Here is a 24,905-nt window from a genome sequence, read left to right as displayed (position 1 = left end):
CCGGAATGGCCCGCTTCCAAATCCTCGCAAATGGCCCGACAAACGTGTAGATGCACTAGTGCTTTCGCAGGGACGACAGCGGAATGGGCGGCGCGACCGTATCAAACCACCGGCCCAGAGCCCTGATGACGGCCCCGATTTCCTCCGCTAACCTCGCCGCAAAGATCCGCCAGCAAGGCGGACCGTGTTGAGGGAGGACAGGCGCTTGCATCAAGGCCGTGTCGTATTCGGTGCCATGGACGAGGTCGTGTTCGGGCGGCCCGCGCGTGAGGCCATCGTCGAGCAGCTGGACCGGATTGGCGCCGAGCGCGCCTTTCTGATGGTGTCGGGCACGCTGAACCGCGAGACCGACGAGATCGAGAAGGTTCGCGCGGCGCTTGGGCGCCGCTGCGTCGGCACCTTCGACAAGATGCCGGCGCATACGCCGCGCGCCGCGGTGATCGCGGCGGCGGAGCAGGCGCGCGGCGCGAAAGCGGATTTGATCGTCACGATCGGCGGCGGCTCGATCACCGACGGCGCCAAGGCGGTGCAGCTTTGCCTCGCCAACAACGTCACGACGTCCGACGGCATCGAGACGATCCGCACCCATGGCGGCGTCTCGCCCGCGATGAACCCACCGACCGTGCGCCAGATCAGCGTGCCGACCACCATCGCCGGCGGCGAGTTCTCGTCGATCGCCGGCGTCACCAACGAGGCCAAGCGGCAGAAGGAGATGCTGCGCCATCCGCTGGTGATGCCGCGCGCCACCATCCTCGATCCGGAACTGTCGGTGCACACGCCGGAATGGCTGTTCCTGTCGACCGGCATCCGTGCCGTCGACCATTGCGTCGAGGGCATCTGCTCGCGCGAGGCGCATCCTTACGGCGACGCGCAGGCGCTGAAGGGACTGGAGATGCTGGCAGCCGGCCTGCCGCGGGTGAAAGCCGACCCGAAGGATATTTCGGCGCGAATGGATTGCCAGATCGGCACCTGGCTCTCCACCGGCCCGCTCGCCTCGGGTGTGCCGATGGGCGCGAGCCACGGCATCGGCTACGTGCTCGGCGCCGAATTCGACGTGCCGCACGGCTATACCTCGTGCGTGATGCTGCCCGCGGTGATGCGCTGGAACAAGCGCGACAATGCCGACCGGCACGCGCTGGTCGCGGCCGCAATGGGACATGCGGGCGCGGACGCCGGCGACGTGCTCGACCTCTTCATCCGCGACCTCGGCATGCCGCGCAGCCTGCACGAGGTCCACGTCGGCCCCGAGCATTTCGACCGCATCGCAAAGCAAGCGATGCGAACGCCCTGGGTGCCGCGCAATCCGCGCAAGATCGACGATCCATCCCAGGTTCGCGAGATTCTGGAGATGGCTGCATAGAGCGCTTTCGAGCGAAGTGGGTACCGGTTCGCGTGAAGAAAACGCGTCAAACAAGAACAAGCACGATCAAGGGGGATCTGGAGTTCGATGTATACCGGCAAGCATGCTTACCTGCGCCCGCTGCAACCCGCCTTCATCATGGCCGGGACCGGCGAGACCGTCACCTATCGTGAGCTCGAGGCGCGCTCCAACCGGCTCGCGCATCTGTTCCGCAAACAGGGGCTGCGGCGGCTCGACCATTATTCGATCTTCATGGAGAACAACAACCGCTACCTCGAGGCCTGCGGCGCCGGCGAGCGCGCCGGGCTCTACTTCACCTGCGTCAACTCCTACCTCACCGCGGGCGAACTCGCCTACATCCTGACCAACAGCCAGTCGCGGATCCTGATCACCTCGAAGCTGAAGCTCGACATCGCGCGCGAGGCGCTGAAGGAGTGCCTGCGGGTCGAGCTCTGCATCGTGGTCGACGGCGAAAGCGAGAGCGATCGCATTGTCGGACTGCGAGAGGCCACCGCAGGCCTGCCGTCAACGCCGATCGCGGACGAATTTGCCGGCACCGCGATGCTGTATTCCTCCGGCACGACCGGCCGGCCCAAGGGCATCGTGCGGCCGCTGCCGGAGCAGCCGCCATCGCAGAACCTGCCGCTGTTCGATTTCCTGACCAAGCTCTGGCACTACCGCGAGGGCATGGTCTACCTCTCGCCGGCGCCGCTCTACCACTCGGCGCCGCAGGCCGCGGTCAATCTCACCATCCGGATGGGCGGCACGGTCGTCATCATGGAGAGCTTCGACCCGGAGCGCTATCTGCAGCTGGTCGAGCAATGGGGCATCACCCACAGCCAGCTGGTGCCGACCATGTTCTCGCGCCTGCTGAAACTGCCCGAGGAGGTTCGCGCCCGCTACGATCTGTCGACCCTCGAGATCGCGATCCATGCCGCCGCGCCCTGCCCGGCGCTGGTCAAGGACGACATGATCAAATGGTGGGGCCCCATCATCCACGAATATTACGGCGCGACCGAGGGGCTCGGCTTCACCGCCTGCAACAGCGAGGAGTGGCTCGCGCATCGCGGCACCGTCGGCAGGGTCCTGCTCGGCGATCTGTATATCCTCGACGAGAACATGCAGCCTTGCCCCAAGGGAACGCCGGGCACCGTGTGGTTCAAGACCGCCACGCCATTCGAATATTTCAACGACCCCGCCAAGACCGGCGAGGCGCGCTCGGCCGACGGCAGCATGAGCACGGTCGGCGACGTCGGCTATGTCGACGACGACAACTTCCTCTATCTCACCGACCGCGCCACCTTCATGATCATCTCCGGCGGCGTGAACATCTATCCGCAGGAATGCGAGAACCTCCTGATCACTCATCCCAAGGTCGCCGACGCCGCGGTGTTCGGCGTGCCCAATGTCGATCTCGGCGAGGAAGTGAAGGCGGTGGTGCAGCCGGTCGACGGCATCGCGCCGGGGCCGGAGCTTGCCGAGGAACTGATCGCGTTCTGCGCCGGCTCGCTGTCGCGCCAGAAGGTGCCGCGCTCGGTGGATTTCGAAGCCGAGCTGCCGCGGCTGCCGACCGGCAAACTCTACAAGCGCCTGCTGCGTGACCGCTATTGGGGCAACAAGACCTCGCGGATCGTGTGAGCGGCGGTGCGGCATCCGGACTGATGCTGCCAACCAAGCCGACGGACGCAACGGACTCGCCGGTCGCGCGGATTTCGCGCTATGCTCCGGGATCGTAAGCCAGCTTCGCCGGAGGCCGCCATGCCATTGCCCCAGCCGCGCGAGCCGGAGCCGGTGCAGGCCGGAAGGCTCGAATTCACTGCCGCCGAGATCGGTGCACTCGCCCATCTCTATCGTGGCGAGGTCTATCGCAGCACGGTCTGGCGCACCCGTCTCGACAGTTCGACCAACTGGGCGGTGGTCACGACCGGGATCGCGCTGTCGGCGACCTACAGCAGTGCGGAAGCCTCGCCCTTGCCGATGGTCCTGGTCGGACTGCTGGTGACCGTATTCCTGCTATTCGAGGCGCGGCGCTATCGCTATTTCAACGTCTGGCGCGCCCGGGCGCGGTTGCTCGAAACCGATTTCTACGCACCGATGATCCGCGGCGAGGGCCCCACACCGAACGCAGCCTGGACCGACCTGCTCGCCAACGACTACCGCCGCCCCAGCTATCACATCAGCTATGTCAGAGCGATCGGCCGGCGCCTGCGACGGACTTATGGCTGGATCTTCGCGATCCAGGCCATCGCCTATTACGGCAAGCTGGCGATCCACCCGCTGCCGCTGACCACGATGAGCGCGATCTTGGACCGCGCTTCGATCGGTCCGATTCCCGGAACCATCGTGATTCTGGCCGGTGTCGCCTTCCATTCCAGCTGGGCGCTGTTCGCCTTCGTCACACATCGCATCGAGGTCGCGGACCGGCGCACGCGGCACAATCTGATCGCAATGGGCTGAGGCGCCGCGGGCCGCGTTGCCGATCGCGGGCTTTTCCCCTAACCTCGCCGCAACAACAAAGAAAAGGGAGGACTTGCGATGGAAGTGATCCCACTGCGTCCGGGATTCGGTGCCGAGCTGCGCGGCGTCACGCTGTCAGACGTTGCCGCCAGCGATGCCGCCTATGCGGCGGTGCGCGCGGCGTTCGAGGAACATTCGGTGCTGGTGTTCCGCGGTCAGGAGGTCAGTGACGACATCCAGCTCGCCTTCTCGCGCCGGTTCGGTCCGCCCGAGGTGACCAAGGTCGGTTCGATGGGCACCGGTTCGCATTTCGTGATCCTCTCGACCTTCGGGCCCGACGGCAAGGTGGTTCCATCCGATCACCGGCAGCAGCTGCGCGCCAGGGCCAACCAGCTCTGGCACACCGACTCTTCCTTCAAGCAGGTGCCGGCGCTGACCTCGATCCTGTCGGCGCGCATCATTCCTGAACATGGCGGCGAGACCGAATTCGTCTCGATGCGGCTTGCCTTCGAGCGGCTCGACAAGGACGCGGCAAGTCGGCTGGAGAACAAGTTCGCCTGGCACTCCTACGCGCATTCGCGCAGCAAGGTGGCCACCGGCCTCGCAACGACTGAAGAAGTCGACGCGCTGCCGCCGGTATGCTGGCGGATGGTCTGGCGCAATCCCGTCAACGGCCGCGGCGCGCTGTATCTTGCCTCCCATGCCTATGGCGTCGAGGGCATGGATACCGAGGCCGGCAGGGCGCTGATCGAGCAATTGACCGAAGCCGCGACCGCGCCCGGCGTCAGCTATCTGCATCAATGGAAGCAGGGCGACGTCGTGATGTGGGACAACCGCGCCACCATGCATCGCGGCCGCCCCTGGCCGGCGCATGAGGGCCGCCTGATGATTCGCACCACGATCTCGGCGACCGAGGCCGATGGCGTCGCCAACATGCACCTGCCTTCGCCGCAGGCGGCGGAGTGAGGTGAATGCGAATGTTTCCCCGTCATCCTGAGGTGCGAGCGGAGCGAGCCTCGAAGGATGCACGGCCACCAGCTGGGCCGTCGATCCTTGGAGACGCGCTTCGCGCTCCTCAGGATGACGGAGAGCGTGTGCAGTGCGCGGCTTACATCGGCGACATACTGTCGCTGATTGCAGCCCGCTTCACGCCGCACACATCGGCATCGGCAACCGAATTCAAACGGAGTTTCGCCGCTGCATAGCAAAACGACCCAGGTTCCCCGCAATCACAGCCATTATTCCCGATCCGTGGAAATTTTAATGTTGTGGGGTCATCCGAATTGCCAATCCCCGCGCGATCCTCGCTGGTTGCCCGACAGCCTCACCGTGGTATCGTCGATGCCAATCGGCCATTGAGACCGAAATGTGGGAGGGGACCATGCGGAGCGTGCAAGCGCTGGCCGTCGCGGTGTTGTCTGTGCTGATCATCAGCGACGTTTCACGCGCAGCCGAGCCGAAACCGGGCGGCATCTTCAGGATCTATCACCGCGACAGCCCCGGCAGCGCCTCGATCCACGAGGGCGCGACCTATTCGCTGAACGTTCCGTTCATGCCGATCTTCAACAATCTCGTCATCTTCGACCAGCACATCGCCCAGAACAGCACCAGCACGATCCGGCCCGAGCTTGCGGAAAGCTGGGCCTGGAGCGGCGACAACAAGACGCTGACCTTCAAGCTGCGCAAGGACGTGAAATGGCACGACGGCAAGCCGTTCACCGCCGCCGACGTCAAATGCACCTTCGACATGCTGATGGGCAAGTCGCAGCAGAAGTTCCGGCAGAACCCGCGCAAGTCCTGGTACGAGCAAGTCGAAGAGGTCACGACCAACGGCGACCATGAGGCGTCGTTCAAGCTGAAGCGGCCGCAGCCGGCGCTGCTGTCGCTGCTCGCCTCGGGCTACTCGCCGGTCTATCCCTGCCATGTGTCGCCGGCCGAGATGCGCACCAAGCCGGTCGGCACCGGCCCGTTCAAGTTCGTCGAGTTCAAGGCCAACGAATCGATCAAGCTCACCAAGAACCCGGATTACTTCAAGAAGGGCCTGCCTTATCTTGACGGTATCGAGTTCACCATCATCCCGAACCGCTCGACCGCAATCCTCGGCTTCGTCTCCGGCAAGTTCGACATGACGTTCCCGACCGAGGTCTCGATCCCGCTGCTCAAGGACGTCAAGTCGCAGGCGGCCAATGCGGTCTGCATGGTGGAGCCGAACAACGTCTCCACCAACATCATCATCAATTCGACCGCGCCGCCGTTCGACAATCTCGACATCCGCCGCGCGCTGGCGCTGGCGCTCGACCGCAAGGCGTTCATCCAGATCATGTTCGAAGGCCAGGGCGACATCGGCGGTACCATGGAGCCGGCGCCGGACGGGCTGTGGGCGATGCCGAAGGACATGCTGGAGCAGATCCCCGGCTACGGTCCCGACATCGAGAAGAACCGCGAGGAAGCCCGCAAGCTGATGCAGAAGGCGGGCTATGGCCCGGACAAGCACCTGCAGATCAAGGTCTCGACCCGCAACATCGCGGTCTATCGCGATCCCGCGATCATCCTGATCGACCAGATCAAGAGCATCTACATCGACGCCGAGCTCGACGTCGTCGACACCGCGCAATGGTTCCCGAAGATCGCCCGCAAGGACTATTCGCTCGGTCTCAACCTCACCGGCAATGCCGTCGACGAGCCCGACCAGTCGTTCTACGAGAACTACGCCTGCGGCTCGGAGCGGAACTACACCAACTACTGCAACAAGGAGATCGAGAAGCTGTTCGACCAGCAGTCGGAAGAGACCAACGTCGACAAGCGCAAGAAGATGGTCTGGGAGATCGACAAGAAGCTGCAGGAAGACGTCGCGCGTCCGATTATCTTCCATGCCCGCACCGGCACCTGCTGGCAGCCTTACGTGAAGAATGTCACGATCATGTCCAACAGCTCCTATAACGGCTATCGTTACGAAGACGTCTGGCTGGACAAGTAGGCCTAGCGTTTTCGGGCGAAGTGGATACCGGTTCGCGCAAAGAAAGCGCGTCGGAAGACAAGACACAGGCGGGATCAAGGAGAGAGCCAGGGTGTTTGCCTATATCGTGCGGCGGCTGTTCCTGATGCTGGTGACCCTGTTCGGGATCTCGGTCATCATCTTCGTGCTGCTGCGCGTCGTTCCCGGCAACATCGTCGACATCCTGTTCGACGCCGCGGGCTTCGTCGACCCCGCCGACAAGGCCAATCTCGAGCGCGAGCTCGGGTTGAGCCAGCCGATCGTGATCCAGTATCTGCACTGGATCGGCGGCCTGCTGCACGGCGATCTCGGCTATTCCTACGTTTCGGAAAAGCCGGCGCTGGAGGAAATCCTGCCGCGGATTCCGATCACGGCGCGGCTCGCCGGGTTGGCGCTATTGTTCTCCGCCTCGATCGGTATTCCGCTCGGTGTCATCAGCGCCGTCCACCAGGGCTCACGGCTCGATTATGCGCTGCGCGTCGTCAGCCTCAGCGGCCTGTCGCTGCCGTCTTTCTGGCTCGGCCTCTTGGTCTTGATGGCCTCGGTCTCGCTGTTCGGCACCATGCCGATCTTCAATCCGAACCCGAAAACCTGGCTCGAGGCGCTGACCATCTATGCGGTGCCGGCGATGGCGGTGGGCTTCCGCAGCGCGGCACTCACCATGCGCATCACCCGCTCCTCGATGCTGGAGATCCTGCGCCAGGACTATATCCGCACCGCGCGCGCCAAGGGCGCCTCCGAGGCCTCCGTGAACTATCACCACGCGCTGAAGAACGCGGTGCTGCCGGTCATCACCGTGATCGGCATCGAGGCCGCGTTCCTGATCGGCGGCCTGATTGTCACCGAGACCGTGTTCAACATCCCTGGCATCGCCCGCTTCCTGGTCGAGGCGCTGCGCTGGCGCGACTACCCGATCGTGCAGAACCTCGTGATGTTCATCGCCGTCGTCGTGGTGGTGGTGAACTTCATCGTCGACATGCTTTATGCGGCAATCGACCCACGTATCCGGTTTGGAGAGTGACATGACAGGATTGGTCGAAGGCCGAGTCCAACTCTTACCTCGCCCCGCTTGCGGGGAGAGGTCGGATCGCATCGCAGATGCGATCCGGGTGAGGGGGGCTCACCGCGAATCCAACGCCCACCGCGCTTGCGGAGAGCCCCCCTCACCCCAACCCTCTCCCCGCAAGCGGGGAGAGGGAGAAGACCGTTCTGCAATCATCAGGCGAAGAAGCTGACACGTGGCGACGATCAATTTCGACAGCGAATTGCGACGTGCCGGGGCCAACGCCACCGGTGGCTGGGGACGGTTTGCGTTCCTCGCGCAGCGCCACGTGCTCGGCACGGTCGGCCTCGTCATCATGCTGCTGTTCGTGCTGACCGCGATCTTCGCTAACGTCATCAGCCGCTACGATCCGCTCAGCGTCGATTCCGCGCACCGGCTGGCTGCGCCGTCCGCGCTGCACTGGTTCGGCACCGACTCCTTCGGCCGTGACGTCTGGAGCCGCATCATCCATGGTGCGCGGATCTCGCTTGCGGTCGGCATCGGCTCGACGACGCTCGGCGCCACGCTCGGCGTGATCGTCGGCCTCGCCTCTGGCTATCTCTCCGGCTGGGTCGACCTCGTGTTCCAGCGGGTGACCGACATCCTGCAATCACTGCCGCTCTTGGTACTCGCACTCGTCATGACCGCGGCGCTCGGTCCCTCCCTGCCGAACGTGATCCTGGCGATCGCAATTCCCCTGATCCCGACGGTCGCGCGCGTGATCCGCGCCAACACGCTGGCGCTGCGCGAGCAGCCGTTCGTCGAGGCCGCCAAATCGATCGGCATGAGCGAGATGCGGATCGCGCTGCGCCACGTGCTGCCCAACACCATCGCGCCGCTGATCGTGCTCGCCACCGCGCAGCTCGGCTCAACCATCCTGACCGAAGCGTCGCTGTCGTTCCTTGGCCTCGGCATCCCCGAGCCTTATCCGTCCTGGGGTCGCATGCTGTCCGAATCCGCCGCCGAATATGTCCGCACCGCGCCGTGGCTGGTGATCTTCCCCGGCATTGCGATCAGCCTTGCGGTGTTCGGCACCAATCTGTTCGGCGACGCGTTGCGCGACATTCTCGATCCGAGGCAGCGCGGCTGATGAGCGAGGCCAAGACGCTCGATACGATTCTCGACGTGAAGAACCTGCAAACGGTGTTCTTCACCAACTCCGGCCTGTTCCGCGCGGTAGACGACGTCTCGTTCTCGGTCCGCCGCGGCGAGACGCTGGCGATCGTCGGCGAGTCCGGCTGCGGCAAGAGCGTCAGCGCGCTGTCGATCATGCGGCTGGTGCCCGATCCGCCCGGCCGCATCGTCGGCGGCTCGGTGACGCTCGAGGGCACCGATCTGCTGAAGCTCGACGATGCCGCGATGCGCGACATCAGGGGCAACCGCATCTCGATGATCTTCCAGGAGCCGATGACCTCGCTCAATCCGGTGATGCGGATCGGCGACCAGATCATTGAGGCGGTGCGGCTGCACCAGAAGGTCAGCAGCAAGGAGGCCTGGAAGCAGGCGGTCGACATGCTGCGGCTGGTGCGGATTCCGGAGCCGGAGCGCCGCGCGCAGGAATATCCGCATCAGCTGTCCGGCGGCATGCGCCAGCGCGCGATGATTGCGATGGCGCTGGCGTGCCGGCCGGCGCTCCTGATCGCGGACGAACCGACCACGGCGCTCGACGTCACCATCCAGGCGCAGATCCTGGCGCTGATCGTCGATCTGCAAAAGCGGCTCGGCACCGGGCTGATCCTGATCACCCACGACCTCGGCGTCGTCGCGCAAACCGCGCAGCGCGTGATCGTGATGTATGCCGGCAAGAAGGTCGAGGAGGCGACGGTCGAAGCTTTGTTCGAGACGCCGCTGCATCCCTACACCCGCGGACTGATGGCCTCGATGCCGGCGGTGATCGCGCTCGGCGCGAAGACCGATGCGCGGCTGACCGAAATCCCCGGCATGGTGCCGTCGCTGACCAAGCTGCCGCCCGGCTGCGCCTTCGCGCCGCGCTGCAAGCTGGCGGTCGACCGCTGCCGTCAGGAATATCCGCCGCTCGACGAGATCAAGAGCAATCACTGGGCCGCGTGCTGGCGCGCCGGCGAGATTGCGGAGGCGTAATGACCGAACAGCGCCCGCTCCTCGAGGTGACCGACCTCGTCAAGCACTACGCGGTGCGCGGCGGTGTGCTGCGCCGGCAGGTCGGCACCGTGCATGCGGTCGACGGCGTCAGCTTCGCGCTCGGCGCCGGCGAGACGCTCGGGCTGGTCGGCGAATCCGGCTGCGGCAAGTCAACGGTGGCGCGTACCGTGCTGCGGCTGGTCGAGCCGACCAGCGGCGCCATCAAGCTGGATGGCGAGGACATCGCGCCGCTCAGCAAGACGGCGCTGCGGCCGTACCGGCGCTCGATGCAGATCGTGTTCCAGGATCCGTTCGCCTCGCTCAACCCGCGCATGACGGCCGGCGACATCGTCGGCGAGCCCCTCATTGTGCATGGCCTTGCGACCGGGGCGAAGAAGCAGGAGCGCGTCGCGGAACTGTTCCAGCAGGTCGGTTTGCGGCCCGACCAGATGAAGAATTTCCCGCACCAGTTCTCCGGCGGCCAGCGCCAGCGCATCTGCATCGCGCGTGCGCTGTCGCTCGGGCCGCGGCTGATCGTCTGCGACGAGCCGGTCTCCGCGCTCGACGTCTCGATCCAGGCGCAGGTGATCAATCTGTTGATCGACCTGCAGCGCAAGCAGAATTTCTCATACCTGTTCATCGCGCACGATCTGGCGGTCGTCGCCCATATCAGCCACCGCGTCGCGGTGATGTATCTCGGCCGCATTGTCGAGATCGCCGACAAGCACGAGCTGTTCGCCAATCCGCGCCATCCCTACACCCAGGCGCTGCTCGCCTCGGTGCCGATCGCCGATCCCAAGGCCAAGCGAACCGCACCGCTGATCGACGGCGACGTGCCGAGCCCGATCAACCCGCCCTCAGGCTGCGCCTTCCACACCCGCTGCCGTTACGCGATGGATCGCTGCAAGAGCGAACGCCCGGCGCTGCAGGCGGCCGGCCCGGCGCATCAGGTCGCCTGCTGGCTGAATGACGGGACGGGGCAAGCGGCCTCATAAATGTCGTCCCGGCGAAGGCCGGGACCCATTACCCCGAATGCCCGTTGATTTGCCAAACTGGGGCCACAGCTTGCTCCAACAACATACAGCGGTGGTTATGGGTCCCGGCCTTCGCCGGGACGACAGTCTTTATGCCGCCGCCTCAATCTCCACCACGATCTTCCCCGTCGTCACCTGCTCCCCCTCGGCGACATCGATCGACGACACCGTGCCCGCGACGCCGGCGGTGTGGACGTGCTCCATCTTCATCGCCTCCAGCGTCATCACCGGCTGGCCGGCCGCGACCTTGTCGCCCGGCTTCACCAGCACCGCGACGACCCGGCCGTTCATGGCGGCGCGGACCTTGCCGTCACCGCCAGCCGCCGTCGCGCTCTCCGGCGGCGCCAGCGTGAGATCGCGCACCGACAGCGTGACGCCGCGATGCAGGATATAGAGCCGGTCGCCATCGCGCAGGAATTGGGCATGCTCCATCACCCCATCGTGGTGGAAGCGGATGCTGTCCTGGCTGAGCTCGTCGATCACGAAGCTGAAGCGATCGCCGTTGCGGGTCGCGATGTAGCTGCCGTCGCGCTCGCGGACAATCTCGATCTCCTGCACGCCGTGGCCGAGATCAATCCGCAGGCCGAGCGGGAATGTCGCTGCGAGCGACCGGCCGCGCCGCCATGGCGGGGCGTGCGGATTGGTGACGTAGAGCAGCAGCGCCGCAAGCGCGAGGTCGCTGCCGCGATCCGGCCGCGGCGCCAACAGCGCGTCGCGGTTGTCGCCGATGAAGGCCGTGGTCGCCTCGCCTCTAGCAAAGACAGGGTAGCGCAGGCAGTCGATCAGGAAGCCCTGGTTGGTGGTGACGCCGAAGGCCGTGACCTGCTCCAGGGCACAGATCAGCTTGCCGCGCGCCTCCTCGCGGGTCGTGCCATGGCTGATAACCTTGGCGATCATCGAATCATAGAACGGCGGAATCTCCGAGCCGGACTGCAGCGCGTGCTCGACGCGGATACCGTCGGGCATCTGCCACCGCGCCATCGTACCGGATTGCGGCATGAAATCGTGCGCAGCATCCTCCGAGCAGAGCCGGACCTCGATGGCATGGCCGGAGAACTTGACGTCCTCCTGGGTCAAGCCGAGCGGCGCGCCACTGGCGACGCGCAGCTGCAATTCGACCAGATCGAGCCCGGTGATCGCCTCGGTGACGGGATGCTCGACCTGCAGCCGCGTATTCATCTCCATGAAGTAGAAATTGCCGGCGCGATCGAGCAAAAATTCCAGCGTGCCCGCACCCTCGTAGCCGATCGCCTTGACCGCCTGCACCGCGACCGCGCCCATCCGCGCGCGCAGCTCCGGCGTCACCGCCGGCGACGGCGCCTCCTCGACCAGCTTCTGGTGCCGCCGCTGCACCGAGCAATCGCGCTCGCCGAGATGGATGGCGTTGCCATGGCGGTCGCCGAACACCTGGATCTCGATGTGGCGGGGATTGACGATCGCGCGCTCCAGAATGACGGTCGGATCGCCGAACGCACCCTGCGCCTCCGACCGCGCGCTGCGCAGCGCGTCGGGAAATGCCGCCGCATCGGCGACAAGCCGCATGCCGCGGCCGCCGCCGCCGGCGACCGCCTTGATCATGACCGGAAAACCAATGGCCCTGGCTTCCGCCAGCATCACGGCATCGCTCTGGTCGGCGCCCTGATAGCCGGGCACGCAGGGCACGCCGGCCCGCTGCATGATCTCCTTGGCGCCGGCCTTGTTGCCCATCGCAAGGATCGCTTCCGGCGACGGACCGATGAACACCAGATCCGCATCGCGGCAGGCATGCGCAAAATCCTCGTTCTCGGCGAGGAAGCCATAGCCGGGATGCACCGCGCCGGCGCCGCTCGCCTTGGCGGCGGCGATGATCGCGTCGATCTTCAGATAGGATTGCGCCGGCAGCGCCTCGCCGATCCGCACCGCCTGGTCGGCCTCGCGCACATGCAGCGCGTCACGGTCGGCGTCCGAATAGACCGCTACGACGCCATGGCCGAGCCGCCGTGCCGATCGCATGATGCGCAGCGCGATCTCGCCGCGGTTGGCGATCAGGATCTTGAAGAACGGCGTCCGCTTCACGATTGCCCCGCTCATGGCCGCGCCACCGAGAACTGCATGCGCTGCGGGCTGCGGGCCTCGGCCTCGCGGCAGATCGAAAGCACCTCGGCAAGCACCGTCCGCGTGTCGCGCGGATCGATCACTCCGTCGTCGAGCACCCGGGCGCTGGTCGAGAACACGTCCATCTGGCTGTCGAACACCCCGGTGATCTGCGCCTTCATCGCGTCCAGCTTCTCCTTCTCGATCGGCTTGCCGCGCCGCGCCGCCGCGGCTTCGGTGACGATCGCCATGGTTTCGGCGGCCTGCTCGCCGCCCATCACGGCGGTCTTGGCGTTGGGCCAGGAGAAGCAAAAGCGCGGGTGAAAGCCGCGGCCGCACATGCCGTAATTGCCGGCGCCGAACGAGGCGCCGCAATACAGCGTGATCTGCGGCACCGTCGCGGAGGTCACCGCCTGGATCATCTTGGAGCCGTGCTTGATCATGCCGGCCTCTTCATAGGCCTTGCCCACCATGTAGCCGGTGGTGTTGTTCATGTAGAGGATCGGCGTGCGCGACTGGCAGCAGGCCTGGATGAAATGCGTCGCCTTGTTGGCGCCGGGCACGTCGAGCGGGCCATTATTGGTGATAATGCCGATCGCTTGGCCCTGGATGCGGGCTTGGCCGCAGACCGTCGCCGGACCGTAATTGGCGCCGAACTCGGTGAAGTCGGAATCGTCGATGAAGCGCGCGATCGCCTGGCGCATGTCGACGGGACGCTTGTGGTCCATCGGCATGATGCCGAGCAGTTCCTCCGCGTCATAACGCGGCGGTTTGAACGCGGCCGGCGCCGGTGCCGGCCGGTCCCAAGGCAACTTGGCCATGATGTCGCGCGCGATGCGCAGTGCGTCGCGGTCGTCCTCGGCGAGATAATCGCCAAGGCCCGAGATCGAGGTGTGCATCTCGGCGCCGCCGAGCTCCTCCTCGGTCGCGATCTCGCCGGTGGCCGCCTTGAGCAGAGGCGGCCCGGCAAGGAACGCGCGGGTGCGGCCGCGCACCATCACGATGTAGTCGGAGAGACCGGTCTGGTAGGCGCCGCCCGCGGTCGAGGAGCCGTGGGTGACGGTAACGACGGGAAGCCCTGCCGCCGACAGCCGCGCCAGGTTGCGGAAGATGTTGCCGCCACGGACGAAGTCCTCGACACGGTAGCGCAGCAGGTTGGCGCCGGCGCTCTCGACCAGCTGCACATAGGGCAGCTTGTTCTCCAGCGCGAGCTCCTGCACCCGCAGCGTCTTGTCGAGGCCGTAAGGCTGCAATGCGCCCGCGTCGATGCCGGCATCATTGGCGCTGACCATGCAGCGGATGCCGGAGACGAAGCCGATGCCCGCGACCAGTCCGCCGCCGGGCACGCTCTTGTCCGCATCCGCTACGTCGAACATGTAACCGGCGAGCGTCGACAGTTCGAGGAAGGGCGAACCGGGATCGAGCACCAGCGCGACGCGCTCGCGTGGCAATAGCTGGCCGCGCTTGTGGAAGCGGTCCTTTGCCGCGGCGGAGGCTGCGCGCGTCCGCTCCTCCAGGGCGCGCATCCGGGCGATCAGCGCCAGCATGCCGTCGCGATTGCCCTGGAAGGCGGCGCTGCCGGTGGAAATCGTGTTCTCGATGATGGCCACTAGGCGCGCTCCACAAAATGTCCGCTGTATTGCTGCCGCAGCTCGACCTTGCGCAGCTTGCCGGTCGCGGTCATCGGCATCTCCTCGAGGATACGCACCAGCTTCGGCACCTGGAAGCCACCGAGATGCTTTCTGCAATGCGCCTCGATGCCGGCCTCGTCGGCCACCGCGCCGGGCTTCAGCTTGACGAAGGCGGAGACCGCCTCGCCCCATTGCGGATGCGGCAGGCCGACCACGGCGGCGTTCTGCACGGCGGGATGCGCCAGCAACGTCTCCTCTATCTTGACGGAGGCAACGTTCTCGCCGCCCGACTTGATCATATCCTTCTTGCGGTCGAGGAACAGCACCTCGCCGTTGCCGTCGATCAAAGCAAGATCGCCGGTATGGTGCCAGCCGAACTTGCGCGCCTCCTCGGTCGATTTGGGGTCCTTGTAGTAGCCCATCATCACATTGGGTCCGCGATGCACCAGCTCGCCGATCTCGCCGCGCGGCAGCAGATTGCCGTTGTCGTCCATGATCGCGGTCTCATTGACGATCAGCGATTCGCCCCAGTAATTGCCGAAACGGTCGAGCTGCACCTCCGGGCGGGACATCGTCGTCGCCGGATACATCTCGGTCTGGCCGCTGGATAGCACGAAGTTCGGACAGAGATCGGCCATGGCGCGCTCGAGCAGCGGCTTGCCCATCGGCGCCATGGTGTAGATGCAGCAGCGCAGGCCTGACAGGTCGTAGTCGCGCCGGCGCGGATGGTCGAGGATCGCCTGATACATCAACGACAGGCCGACGAACACGGTGAGCTTGTCGCGCACGATCGCCTCCATGCACGCGACCGGATCGAAGCCACGCATCAGCGCCATGCGGCCGCCGACCGAGAGATAGCTGAGCAGCAACACGTGGCCGGCGCAGTGGAACAGCGGAAACTGTCCGGTGATCCCGTCATCGCGCGAGAGCTGCATCTCGATACAATTGCTCATCACGGCCATGACAACGGCGAGGTGACAATGCATCGCGCCCTTCGGCCGCGAGGTCGTGCCTGACGTATAGATGATCATCGCGAGGTCGCGGTCGTTGATCTCGATGTCAGGCTCAATATCGGACTGTCCCTCCAGCAGACCGTTGAACTCCTGCAATCCGGTCTTGCCGGCATTGCCGGTCAGATCGATCGCGATCATCTCCATGCCGCGCGCTTCCAGCGCGGCGCGGCGGTCGGCCTGGGCATGAAGGGCGTCATCGATGATGGCGAAACGCACCTCGGCATGGCCGAGGATGTAGTCCATATCAGCCGGTCCGAGCATGGTGTTGATGGGCACCCAGACCAGCCCGGCGCGGTGAATGCCAAACAGCGCTTTGACGAATTCGACAGAGTTGTTGCAGATGGTCGAAATCTTCTCGCCCGGCTTCAGCCCGCGCTGCACCAGATGATTGGCGAAGCGATTGGCGTCGCGCTCGAGTTCGGTGAAGGTGACCTGCCTGCTGCCGTCGGTCAGCGCGATGCGATCCGGAAACCGCCGCGCGGCGCGCTTCAACAGGTCGCCGATCGCGACCCGGCCGATACGACCCGGCCCGGTGACGCCGCCGGTTGCTGCGAGATTGTGCATGCGTTTCTCCTCCCGGGCTCCGTCATTCCGGGATGCGCGAAGCGCAGACCCGGAATCCAGAGGTGTGGCGCGAGATTCCGGGTTCACGCTTCGCGTGCCCCGGAATGACGGTCAGTGTCGCGTTCCAAAAATCTGCCGCGCCTCGGCCGGGCTCGCGATCTCGCGGCCGGCGCGGCGCGCGCAGGCGGCGAGACCTTCGACGAGCTGCCCGTTCGACGTCACCTTGGTGCCGTCGCCGAGATAGAACGTATCCTCGAGCCCGCTGCGCAGATGGCCGCCGAGGTCGGCGGCGCGCTGGTGCAGCGGCCAGATCTCGGCGCGGCCGATCGCGGTGACCTGCCAATGCGCCTCCGGCGCCTTCAGCTTCAGGAGGATCGGCAACAGCTCCGGATCGGCCGGCATGCCCGAGGCGACGCCCATCACGAAATTGTATTCGAGCGGACCGGAATACATCCCGGTCTGCCGGTACATGCCAACGCAACGCACGATGCCGACATCGAAGCACTCGAATTCGGGAATGGTGCCGGCCGCCTTCATCACGTCGAGATAGTCTTGCACCTTCTCGACCGCGTTATCGAACATCATGGGCGGCCAGGCCCAGGTGTTGTCGGCCTTCACCTTCAGATAATTCAGCGAGCCGGCATTGCAGGCGGCGATCTCGGGCCGCGTCTCGCGCACGCAATCGAGCGCGCCCTGGTAGTTCGGGCCAGAGGTGCCGGTGGTGTGGTTGATGATCACGCCGGGGCAGGCCTCGCGGATCGCCTGCTGGATCTCCTTGCTGACGCCGACATCCCACGACGGCAGGTGGCCCTTGTTCGGCTCCTGCTGCCGCAGATGGATGTGCATGATGCTGGCGCCGGCGTTGAACGCGGCCTTGGCCTCGCGCGCCATCTGTTCCGGCGTCACCGGAACGTTGTGCTGCTTCGGGTCGGTAAGCACGCCGTTCAGCGCGCAGGTGATGACGGCCTTGTCGCTCATGGGTCTCTTGTCCGCTTGCAGCGCACATGCGCTGCTGATTTCGCCATGATGAGAACTTTGCCTTCGCGCCATCTTGCGTTGACTGGCTAAGTGGATGCGGCGACGACACGATCTGCCGCCAGCCGGTTAACACAAGACGCGGCGCCCGTATCACGCCTAACCTTGCTGCCAAGCAGAAGCGGCGCAACAAGCCGGCATCACGGGGAGAACGTCATGGTCTCGATCAACCGGCGCACATGGCTCACCGGCGCGGCAGGCGCGGGACTTGCCGCGGTCGCGGGTCTTAAGCCTTCGCTGGCCGACGACACGCCAGGCGTCACCGCGACCGAGATCAGGATCGGCAGCACCACCTCCCTGAGCGGCCCGGTATCCGCGCTCGGCGTGCAGGCGCGCTGCCAGGAAGCCTATTTCAAGATGCTGAACGAGCAGGGCGGCATCGCCGGCCGGCAGATCAAGTACATCTACTATGACGATGCGTTCAACCCGGCGAAGACGGTCGAGCAGGTGCGCCGACTGATCGAAAGCGACAATGTCGCCTTTCTGTTCAACATGCTCGGCACCGCGCCGAACTCGTCGGTCGTCAAATACATCAACGCCGCCAAGGTGCCGCACTTGTTCCTGTCGGTGAATGGCGACAAATGGGGCGACTACAAGACCTATCCCTGGACCATGGGCTTTGCGCCGAGCGCGCGGACCGAGGCGCAGGTGTTCGTCAAGTATGCACTGAGCCAGAACAAGAACGCGAAATTCGCGGTGCTCTACCAGAACGACGATCTCGGCAAGGATTTCGTCGCCGGGGCCAAGGACGTGCTCGGCGAGCGGTTCGCGACCGCGGCCGTGGTGGCCTCGCACGAGGTTACCGATCCCACGATCGATTCCCAGATCGTTGCGCTGCGCGGCGGCAACCCAGATGTGCTGATCTCCGGCACCACGGCAAAGTTCTGCGCGCAGTCGATCCGCAAGATCTATGAGCTCGGCTGGAAGCCGATGCACTTCATCGCCAGCGGCGCCGCCTCGATCTCCTCGACCATCGCGCCTGTCGGCCTCGACAAGTCGCAGGGCACGATCTCGTCGGCCTATGTCAAGGACGTCGCCGACCCCGCCTGGGCCAATGATCCCGGCGTGAAGAACTTCCTCGCCTTCATGGAGAAGTACTTCCCCGACGGCAATCCGAAGGAAGGCTACAACCTCTACGCCTACACGGTGGCGCAGGTGCTGAAGATCGTGCTCGAGCAGTGCAAGGGCAATTTCACGCGCGACAACATCATGGCGCAGGCCAACAACCTGAAGGACATCGAGGTGCCGACGCTGTTGCCCGGCATCCGCGTCAACACCAGCCCGACCAATCATCACCCGCTGCAGCAGCTTCAGCTGCAACGGATCGAAGGTCCGGGCTGGCTGCGGTTCGGGGAGGTGATCCAGGGCGCGAATTTGTAGCGGAGAACAACCCCAATGTCGTCCCGGCGAAGGCCGGGACCCATAACCACCGCTGCTCATTATTTAACAGCGCGTCTGCCATCCCGCATCACGGATAGATCACGCGGTATGGGTCCCGGCGTTCGCCGGGACGACAGCGGAGGTTACGTCAGCGCGCGCTCGCTCGCGGTTTGCCCGGTGCGGTAGATCGCAAGGTCCCGCGAGCCGGAGAAGATCGCGCGCGGCTTCAAGCCATAGAAGCGGCGGATCGAGTGGCTGAAATGCGTGCTATCGGGATAGCCGATATCCTGCGCGAGATGCGCGAGGTTGATGTCCTGGTTGGCGAAGTGCAGCAGATGCCGCGCGCGCTTCCAGGCGCGGAAGGAGCGGAACGAAATCCCGGTCTCCTCCTTGAACAGATGCAGGAAGCGCGAGGGCGATAGCCCGGCCTCGGCGGCGCAGCCCGCCGCAGTTACCGGCTCGCCGGAGAACTGCCCGATGCGGCCGATCGCGCGCACGACACGCGGATCGAGCACGCGCTGCGGCAGCGCGTCGCCGAAGCACATGGTGTCGAACTCGGCATTCGCGATCGCATCGCGATGCTGCATCTCGGCGAGCGTCGCATAGGCGTTGCGAATGCGATTGGCGAACAGATGGGAGTCCGATCCTTGCAGACGGCGGGCGACGGCTTCGAGCGTGCCGTCGGGCACGCTTTCCGGCTCGATCGCGACGCAGATCGCCGAGCGATATTCGCTGGTGATGGTGTGGCGGAGGTTCGGCATCGTCACCGCGAGCTCGCCATGCGACTCGCGGCCTTCGCTGGTCGACAGATGCAAGCCGTCGCGGATCGCGACATAGACATGGAATGCACCGGGACAGCGCTCGCGCGGGCGTCCGAGCAGCCCGGCATAGAACACCCGTTCCGGCGTGATCAGCATCCGGTGACCGGATTGCTGGCTGGAGCTCTGGCACTTCGCGTCCACGATCGCGTCCATGGCGGTTCCTCCTCGCGCGGCTCTTTGGCCGCTGCGGCGGAGCTACCATAACGCAAATTCGCACGCTGTCACTGCAACGAAACGTCGTCATTCCGGGGCGATGCGACAGCATCGAACCCGGAATCTCGAGATTCCGGGTCTGGTGCTAACGCACCCTCCCGGAATGACGAGCGCTAAAGCCGCGCCCGCGGCGCAACGTTCTGTTCCTGACCGGCTTTTTGCTCCGCCGCGACCGCACGCTGGTAACCGTCGCGCTGCTGCAGCCGCGCCCAATAGGCCGCGACATTCGGCCCGAAATCCTTGGCGAGGCCGATATTGCTGGCGAGACGGAGCGCATAACCGTTGGCGATGTCGGCCGCGGTGAAGCGTTCCGCGCAGAGGAATTCCGACTTCGCGGCGGCGGCCTCGACCGCGCGCAGGCGGCCCAGGAACCATTTTGCATAATCGCCCGAGACCTGCGGGTTGCGCCGCTCCTCCGGCTCAAGCTGGCTGTAGCGGAGCACCAGCGTCTGCGGGAAGGTCAGCGTCGCGTCGGAAAAATACATCCAGTTCAGGAACGCGCCATAGGCCGGCTCGTCGACGCCGACGATCAGCGGCGTCGGGCCGTATTTGGTGCCGAGATAATGGCAGATGCCGGAGGACTCCGTCATCCTGGTCTCGCCATCGATCATGAACGGGATGGTGCCGAGCGGATTGATGCCGAGATATTCCTTGGCGAACACGCGCGGCGGGAACGGCAGCATCTTCAGCTCATAGGCAAGCCCGAGCTCCTCCAGCATCCACAGCGGACGGAACGAGCGCGCGGCGTCGCAGTGATAGAGCGTGATCATCAGGCGTTTCCCTTTTGCTTCAGGCCAGGCAGCGTGCCCATCATCTTGCACAATACCATGAGCATGACCTCGTCGGCGCCGCCGCCGATCGAGGTCAGGCGGCTGTCGCGATAGGCGCGGCTGACCGGCGTCTCGTTGGTGAAACCCATGCCGCCCCAATATTGCAGGCAGGCATCGGTAAGCTCGCGGCCGAGCCGGCCGGCCTTCAACTTGGCCATGGTCGCGAGCCGCGTCACGTCCTCGCCGGCCACCAGCGCCTCGCCGGCACGATAGATCAGCGAGCGCAGCAGCTCGACCTCGGTCTGCATTTCCGCGAGCTTGAAGTGAACCACCTGATTGTCGAGGATCGAGCCGCCGAACGCCTTGCGGTTGCGAGTGTAGTCGATGGTCTCGTTGATGATGAATTCATGCGCCTTCAGGCAGGCGGCCGCACCCCACAGCCGCTCCTCCTGGAACTGGATCATCTGGTAGGTGAAGCCCTGGCCCTCCTCGCCGATCCGGTTGCGCTTCGGCACCCGGACATTGTCGAAGAAGATCTGCGCCGTATCCGACGAACGCATGCCGAGCTTGTCGAGCTTGCGCGCGATCTGCACGCCCTTTGTCTTCATGGGCACGCAGATCAGCGACTTGTTGCGATGGACCGGGCCGTCGCTGGTGTTGGCGAGCAGGCAGATCCAGTCGGCCTGGGTGCCGTTGGTGATCCACATCTTGCCGCCATTGATGACGTAGTCGTCGCCGTCGGCGCGCGCACTGGTCTTGATCGAGGCGACGTCGGAGCCGGCGCCGGGCTCGGAGACGCCGATGCAGGCGACCTGATCGCCGGCAATCGCCGGGCTGAGGAATTCGCGCCGCACCTCGTCGGAGCCGAACCGCGCCAGCGCCGGCGTCGCCATGTCGGTCTGCACCCCGATCGCCATCGGCACGCCGCCGCAGGTGATGGCGCCTAGCTCCTCGGCCATCATCAGCGCGTAGGAATAATCCAGTCCCTGGCCGCCGAACTCGACCGGCTTGTTGAGGCCGAGGAAGCCAAGATCGCCGAGCTTCTTGAACAGCTCATGCGCCGGGAAGATGTCGGCCTTCTCCCATTCGTCGACATGGGGATTGATCTCGGCCGCGATGAACTTCTGTAGAGCGCGGCGCGGTTCGTCGTGGTCGGCGGTGAAGAGCATGTTCTCGAACTATCCTTTGTCATTCCGGGGCGATGCGAAGCATCGAACCCGGAATCTCGATCCATTACCTCTGGATTCCGGGTTCGCGCTGGCGCGCGCCCCGGAATGACCTTGCCTTCTCACCTCCCCCTGAAAGGGGGATGTCGGCACGTTCGGCTATGCCGAGCGGGCCGGGTGGGGGTCAAACTAGCAGTCCGACTCGCGGCTTGACCCCCACCCTGCCCTCCCCCTTTCAGGGGGAGGGTTCACAATCCGCCTTTTCGCCGCGACCACATCATCACCTGACGCGATCACAACCCCATCTGCCGGCTCGCGAGGTCCTTCATGATCTCCTCGGTGCCGCCGCCGATGGCGTTGACCTTGACCTCGCGGTAGATACGCTCGACCTTGACGCCGCGCATGAAGCCGGCGCCGCCGAAGATCTGCACCGCCTCGGAGGCGCAATGCGCCATGGTCTGGGTCGCCTGATTCTTCATCATGCAGATCTCGGCGACCGGGCTTTCGCCCTGGCCGAGCCGCCATGCCAGCATTTCCAGCATCGCCTGCGAGGCCGCAACCTTCTGTGCCATGTCGACGATCTTGTGCCTGATCACCTGGTGCTGCGCGATCGGCTTGCCGAACGTCTTGCGCTCCTTGGCATAGGCGACCGCCTCGTCGAGGCAGACGCGCGCATAGGCGGTGCAGCTCGCCGCCATGCCCATGCGCTCGCTGTTGAAGTTCTGCATGATGATCTTGAAGCCCTGCCCTTCCTCGCCGATCAGGTTCTCGACCGGCACGCGGCATTCGTCGAAGTGAAGCGTCGCGGTATCCGACGCCCACCAGCCCATCTTCTTCAGCTTGGTGCGGGACAGACCGGGCGTATTGCCTTCGATCAACAGCAGGCTGACGCCGCCGGGACCTTCGCCGCCGGTGCGCACCGCGACCGTCAGATAGTCGGCGCGCATGCCCGAGGTGATGAAGGTCTTCTCGCCGGAGACGACGTAGTGATCGCCGTCGCGCCGCGCCCTGGTGCGCAGGTTCGCGACGTCGGAGCCGCCGCTCGGCTCGGTGATCGCGAGCGCGGAGATCTTCTTGCCGGCGAGCACCTCCGGCAGCACCCGCGCCTTGACCTCGGGTCGCGCGGCACGGGCGATCGGCGGCGAACCGATGGTGTGGCTCATCAGGCTCGAGGAGACGCCGCCGGCGCCGGCACGCGCCAGCTCCTGCGAGGCCACGATTCTCATGAACTGGTCGGCGGCGATGCCGCCATATTCTTCCGGGAAGCCGAGGCCGAGTAGCCCGATCGCGGACGCCTTGGCATAGAGCTCGCGCGGAAACTCGCCGTCCTCGTCCCATTGATGGGCATAAGGCTCGATTTCCCTGGCAACAAAGCGCCGCATCACCTCGCGAAAGGCCTCATGCTCGCCGGTGTAGAACGGGTTTGCCATCCGCGTGCTCCGTTGATTCTTCCCTCCGACGATGTCCGGATTTCTCCCGGTTCACTTGCGTCGAGTGGCTGCCATCGGTGCCGACGCCCGGTCCGGCGATTTGCCAGCCACTAAACGCAAGACAGTATCCTTATACGCCCCCTCCACTGCCAATTCATGGCATCAATTGAGCCAGGAACAGGCGGCGCAAGACTGCCGTTCCGGAGGAGGGAAATTTGCCGGTTCGTTACTACGACTGGATCGCGCATCATCGCCGGCGCACGCCGGACAAGATGGCGCTTGTCGATCTCGCCAGCGGACGCCGCTTCAGCTATGCGGAGCTCGACGCCCGCGTGTCGCGGCTCGCGGCCTGGCTGCGCGATGGGCTCAAGGTTGCCAGCGGCGACCGCGTCGCGGTGCTGGCGCTGAACACGACGGATACGCTGGAGGTGCAGTTCGCCTGCTTCCGGATCGGCGCGATCTTTCTGCCGCTCAACACCCGCCTCACCGTTCCCGAGCTGCGCTACATCACCGGCGACGCCGCGCCGAAGGTGATGATCCATGACGACGACCTCGCCGAGACCGCGCTTGCGGTGGCAAAGCTCTGCAATGTCGCTGCGACCGTGAAGCTCGGCCCGGGCGGCGCCTATGAGACCGGCATCGCGGCAGCCGCGCCGCTCGAACGGTTCGAGGAGGTCATGCTCGATGACATCTCGACCATCATGTACACCTCGGGGACGACGGGCCAGCCCAAGGGCGCGATCATCACGCATGGGATGACGTTCTGGAATTGCGTCAATCTCGGCGGCCCCGCCTACATCTCGCCGGCCTCGGTGCTGCTCACGGTGCTGCCGCTGTTCCACACCGGTGGTCTGAACTGCTATACCAACCCGGTGCTGCATGCCGGCGGCACCGTGCTGATCATGCGCGCGTTCGATCCCGGCGAGGCGCTGAAGCTGATCGACGATCCCGCGCAGGGCATCAACGTGTTCTTCGGCGTGCCCGCGATCTACCAGTTCATGGCGCAGCACCCGTCCTTCGCTACGGCGGATTTCAGCCGCCTCGTGATCGGCGGCGTCGGCGGCGCGCCGATGCCGGTGCCGCTGCTCAAGACCTGGGAGGCGCGCGGCGTCGCACTGCAGCAGGGCTACGGCATGACCGAGACCTCGCCGGCGGTGATGGTGCTCGACCGCGAGGATGCCGCGCGCAAGGCCGGCTCCTCCGGCAAGCCGGTGCTGCACACCGAGGTCCGCATCGTGCGGCCCGACGGCAGCGACGCCGCGGTCGGCGAGCTCGGCGAACTCTGGGTCAAGGGCCCGAACATCACGCCGGGCTACTGGAACAGGCCGGACGCCAATGCCTCCTCCTTCACCGACGGCTGGCTGCACACCGGCGACGCCACGCGAATCGACGAGGAAGGCTTCTACTACATCGTCGACCGCTGGAAGGACATGTACATCTCGGGCGGCGAGAACGTCTATCCGGCCGAGGTCGAGAGCGTGCTGCATCAAATGGCGGCCGTCGCCGAAGCCGCCGTGATCGGCATCCCCGACGAGCAATGGGGCGAAGTCGGCATGGCGATCATCGCCGTGAAATCCGGCCATTCGCTGACCCCGGCCGAGGTCCACGCGCATTGCCAGGCCAATCTGGCGCGGTTCAAATGCCCGCGCCTGATCGAATTCATCGAGGTCCTGCCGCGAAACGCGACAGGCAAAATTCATAAGCCGACGCTCCGGCAACAATTCAGCCGGCCGAAGCCAACCGATACCGCGGGGTGAGCCAGACGCGCGCCGCGCGTTCCGGAATTCGCCGCGACAAGGATTGCCCCGCTGCCGTCTGCCG

General features: G+C 65.3%; 19 protein-coding genes. 11 read left to right on the top strand and 8 right to left on the bottom strand.

Going from position 1 to position 24,905, the window contains the following annotated elements:
• The first annotated feature begins 205 nt into the window (after positions 1-205).
• The 9 genes from Q2M23_RS35840 (at position 206) to Q2M23_RS35800 (ending at position 10,949) form a co-directional block, all read left to right on the top strand.
• The gene (locus Q2M23_RS35840) at positions 206-1,360 is read left to right on the top strand and encodes an iron-containing alcohol dehydrogenase (RefSeq protein WP_316398547.1); all 1,155 of its coding nucleotides are present in this window, start codon (positions 206-208) and stop codon (positions 1,358-1,360) included.
• Positions 1,361-1,447: 87 nt separating this feature from the next.
• Positions 1,448-2,998 carry an AMP-binding protein gene (locus Q2M23_RS35835; RefSeq protein WP_168858616.1) on the top strand — a complete coding sequence of 517 codons (1,551 nt, stop codon included), beginning with the start codon at positions 1,448-1,450 and terminating at the stop codon, positions 2,996-2,998.
• Between the two features lie 120 nt (positions 2,999-3,118).
• Positions 3,119-3,817: a DUF2270 domain-containing protein gene (locus tag Q2M23_RS35830; protein ID WP_371852193.1), complete on the top strand. Its 699-nt coding sequence runs from the start codon at positions 3,119-3,121 to the stop codon at positions 3,815-3,817.
• Between the two features lie 78 nt (positions 3,818-3,895).
• Entirely contained in the window at positions 3,896-4,783 is an 888-nt protein-coding gene (locus Q2M23_RS35825; protein WP_316398546.1) for a TauD/TfdA family dioxygenase, read from the top strand.
• Between the two features lie 415 nt (positions 4,784-5,198).
• The gene (locus Q2M23_RS35820; protein WP_316398545.1) at positions 5,199-6,794 is read left to right on the top strand and encodes an ABC transporter substrate-binding protein; all 1,596 of its coding nucleotides are present in this window, start codon (positions 5,199-5,201) and stop codon (positions 6,792-6,794) included.
• Between the two features lie 91 nt (positions 6,795-6,885).
• On the top strand, positions 6,886-7,833 hold the full coding sequence (locus Q2M23_RS35815; protein ID WP_057021208.1) for an ABC transporter permease: 948 nt from the start codon (positions 6,886-6,888) through the stop codon (positions 7,831-7,833).
• A 217-nt stretch (positions 7,834-8,050) separates the two neighbouring features.
• Positions 8,051-8,944, top strand: a complete 894-nt coding sequence (locus Q2M23_RS35810; RefSeq protein WP_016848340.1) for an ABC transporter permease — start codon at positions 8,051-8,053, stop codon at positions 8,942-8,944.
• The gene (locus Q2M23_RS35805; protein ID WP_316398544.1) at positions 8,944-9,954 is read left to right on the top strand and encodes an ABC transporter ATP-binding protein; all 1,011 of its coding nucleotides are present in this window, start codon (positions 8,944-8,946) and stop codon (positions 9,952-9,954) included. The genes Q2M23_RS35810 and Q2M23_RS35805 overlap by 1 nt, the downstream gene beginning before the upstream one ends.
• Positions 9,954-10,949, top strand: a complete 996-nt coding sequence (locus Q2M23_RS35800) for a dipeptide ABC transporter ATP-binding protein (protein ID WP_316398543.1) — start codon at positions 9,954-9,956, stop codon at positions 10,947-10,949. Before Q2M23_RS35805 ends, Q2M23_RS35800 begins: the two co-directional genes overlap by 1 nt.
• A gap of 129 nt (positions 10,950-11,078) precedes the next feature.
• Here the strand turns inward: Q2M23_RS35800 and Q2M23_RS35795 are convergent, their stop codons facing one another.
• From Q2M23_RS35795 to Q2M23_RS35780, 4 genes are all read right to left on the bottom strand, one after another.
• Complete coding sequence (locus Q2M23_RS35795; protein WP_316398542.1) at positions 11,079-13,058, bottom strand: acetyl-CoA carboxylase biotin carboxylase subunit; 1,980 nt, start codon at positions 13,056-13,058, stop codon at positions 11,079-11,081.
• Positions 13,055-14,671, bottom strand: coding sequence for an acyl-CoA carboxylase subunit beta (locus tag Q2M23_RS35790; protein ID WP_316398541.1), 1,617 nt, complete (start codon positions 14,669-14,671; stop codon positions 13,055-13,057). Before Q2M23_RS35790 ends, Q2M23_RS35795 begins: the two co-directional genes overlap by 4 nt.
• Positions 14,671-16,269, bottom strand: coding sequence for an AMP-binding protein (locus Q2M23_RS35785; protein WP_253588607.1), 1,599 nt, complete (start codon positions 16,267-16,269; stop codon positions 14,671-14,673). Before Q2M23_RS35785 ends, Q2M23_RS35790 begins: the two co-directional genes overlap by 1 nt.
• A 111-nt stretch (positions 16,270-16,380) precedes the next feature.
• A complete protein-coding gene (locus Q2M23_RS35780; protein WP_057021261.1) occupies positions 16,381-17,247 on the bottom strand; it encodes a 3-keto-5-aminohexanoate cleavage protein in 867 nt (288 codons plus the stop codon).
• A 213-nt stretch (positions 17,248-17,460) separates the two neighbouring features.
• Here Q2M23_RS35780 and Q2M23_RS35775 point away from each other — a divergent pair, with 213 nt between their 5' ends.
• Positions 17,461-18,684 (top strand): ABC transporter substrate-binding protein, encoded by a 1,224-nt coding sequence (locus tag Q2M23_RS35775; protein WP_076834865.1) that lies wholly within the window; start codon positions 17,461-17,463, stop codon positions 18,682-18,684.
• A gap of 143 nt (positions 18,685-18,827) precedes the next feature.
• On the opposite strand, the gene Q2M23_RS35770 is transcribed toward Q2M23_RS35775, so the two are convergent.
• The 4 genes from Q2M23_RS35770 to Q2M23_RS35755 form a co-directional block, all read right to left on the bottom strand.
• Positions 18,828-19,658 (bottom strand): helix-turn-helix domain-containing protein, encoded by an 831-nt coding sequence (locus Q2M23_RS35770; RefSeq protein WP_057021202.1) that lies wholly within the window; start codon positions 19,656-19,658, stop codon positions 18,828-18,830.
• A 173-nt stretch (positions 19,659-19,831) separates the two neighbouring features.
• On the bottom strand, positions 19,832-20,488 hold the full coding sequence (locus Q2M23_RS35765) for a glutathione S-transferase family protein (RefSeq protein WP_057021201.1): 657 nt from the start codon (positions 20,486-20,488) through the stop codon (positions 19,832-19,834).
• Positions 20,488-21,657, bottom strand: coding sequence for an acyl-CoA dehydrogenase family protein (locus tag Q2M23_RS35760; protein WP_057021200.1), 1,170 nt, complete (start codon positions 21,655-21,657; stop codon positions 20,488-20,490). Before Q2M23_RS35760 ends, Q2M23_RS35765 begins: the two co-directional genes overlap by 1 nt.
• A 290-nt stretch (positions 21,658-21,947) precedes the next feature.
• Positions 21,948-23,084 carry an acyl-CoA dehydrogenase family protein gene (locus Q2M23_RS35755; protein ID WP_316398540.1) on the bottom strand — a complete coding sequence of 379 codons (1,137 nt, stop codon included), beginning with the start codon at positions 23,082-23,084 and terminating at the stop codon, positions 21,948-21,950.
• A gap of 215 nt (positions 23,085-23,299) precedes the next feature.
• Between Q2M23_RS35755 and Q2M23_RS35750 the strand changes: the two genes are divergently transcribed.
• Positions 23,300-24,841, top strand: a complete 1,542-nt coding sequence (locus tag Q2M23_RS35750; RefSeq protein WP_316398539.1) for a long-chain fatty acid--CoA ligase — start codon at positions 23,300-23,302, stop codon at positions 24,839-24,841.
• Positions 24,842-24,905: the final 64 nt, after the last annotated feature.

The organism is Bradyrhizobium sp. 33ap4 (assembly GCF_032654765.1).
Lineage (GTDB): Bacteria > Pseudomonadota > Alphaproteobacteria > Rhizobiales > Xanthobacteraceae > Bradyrhizobium > Bradyrhizobium australafricanum.
Note: the sequence above shows the minus strand (reverse complement) of the source record. Positions and strands in the feature narration are given on the sequence as shown.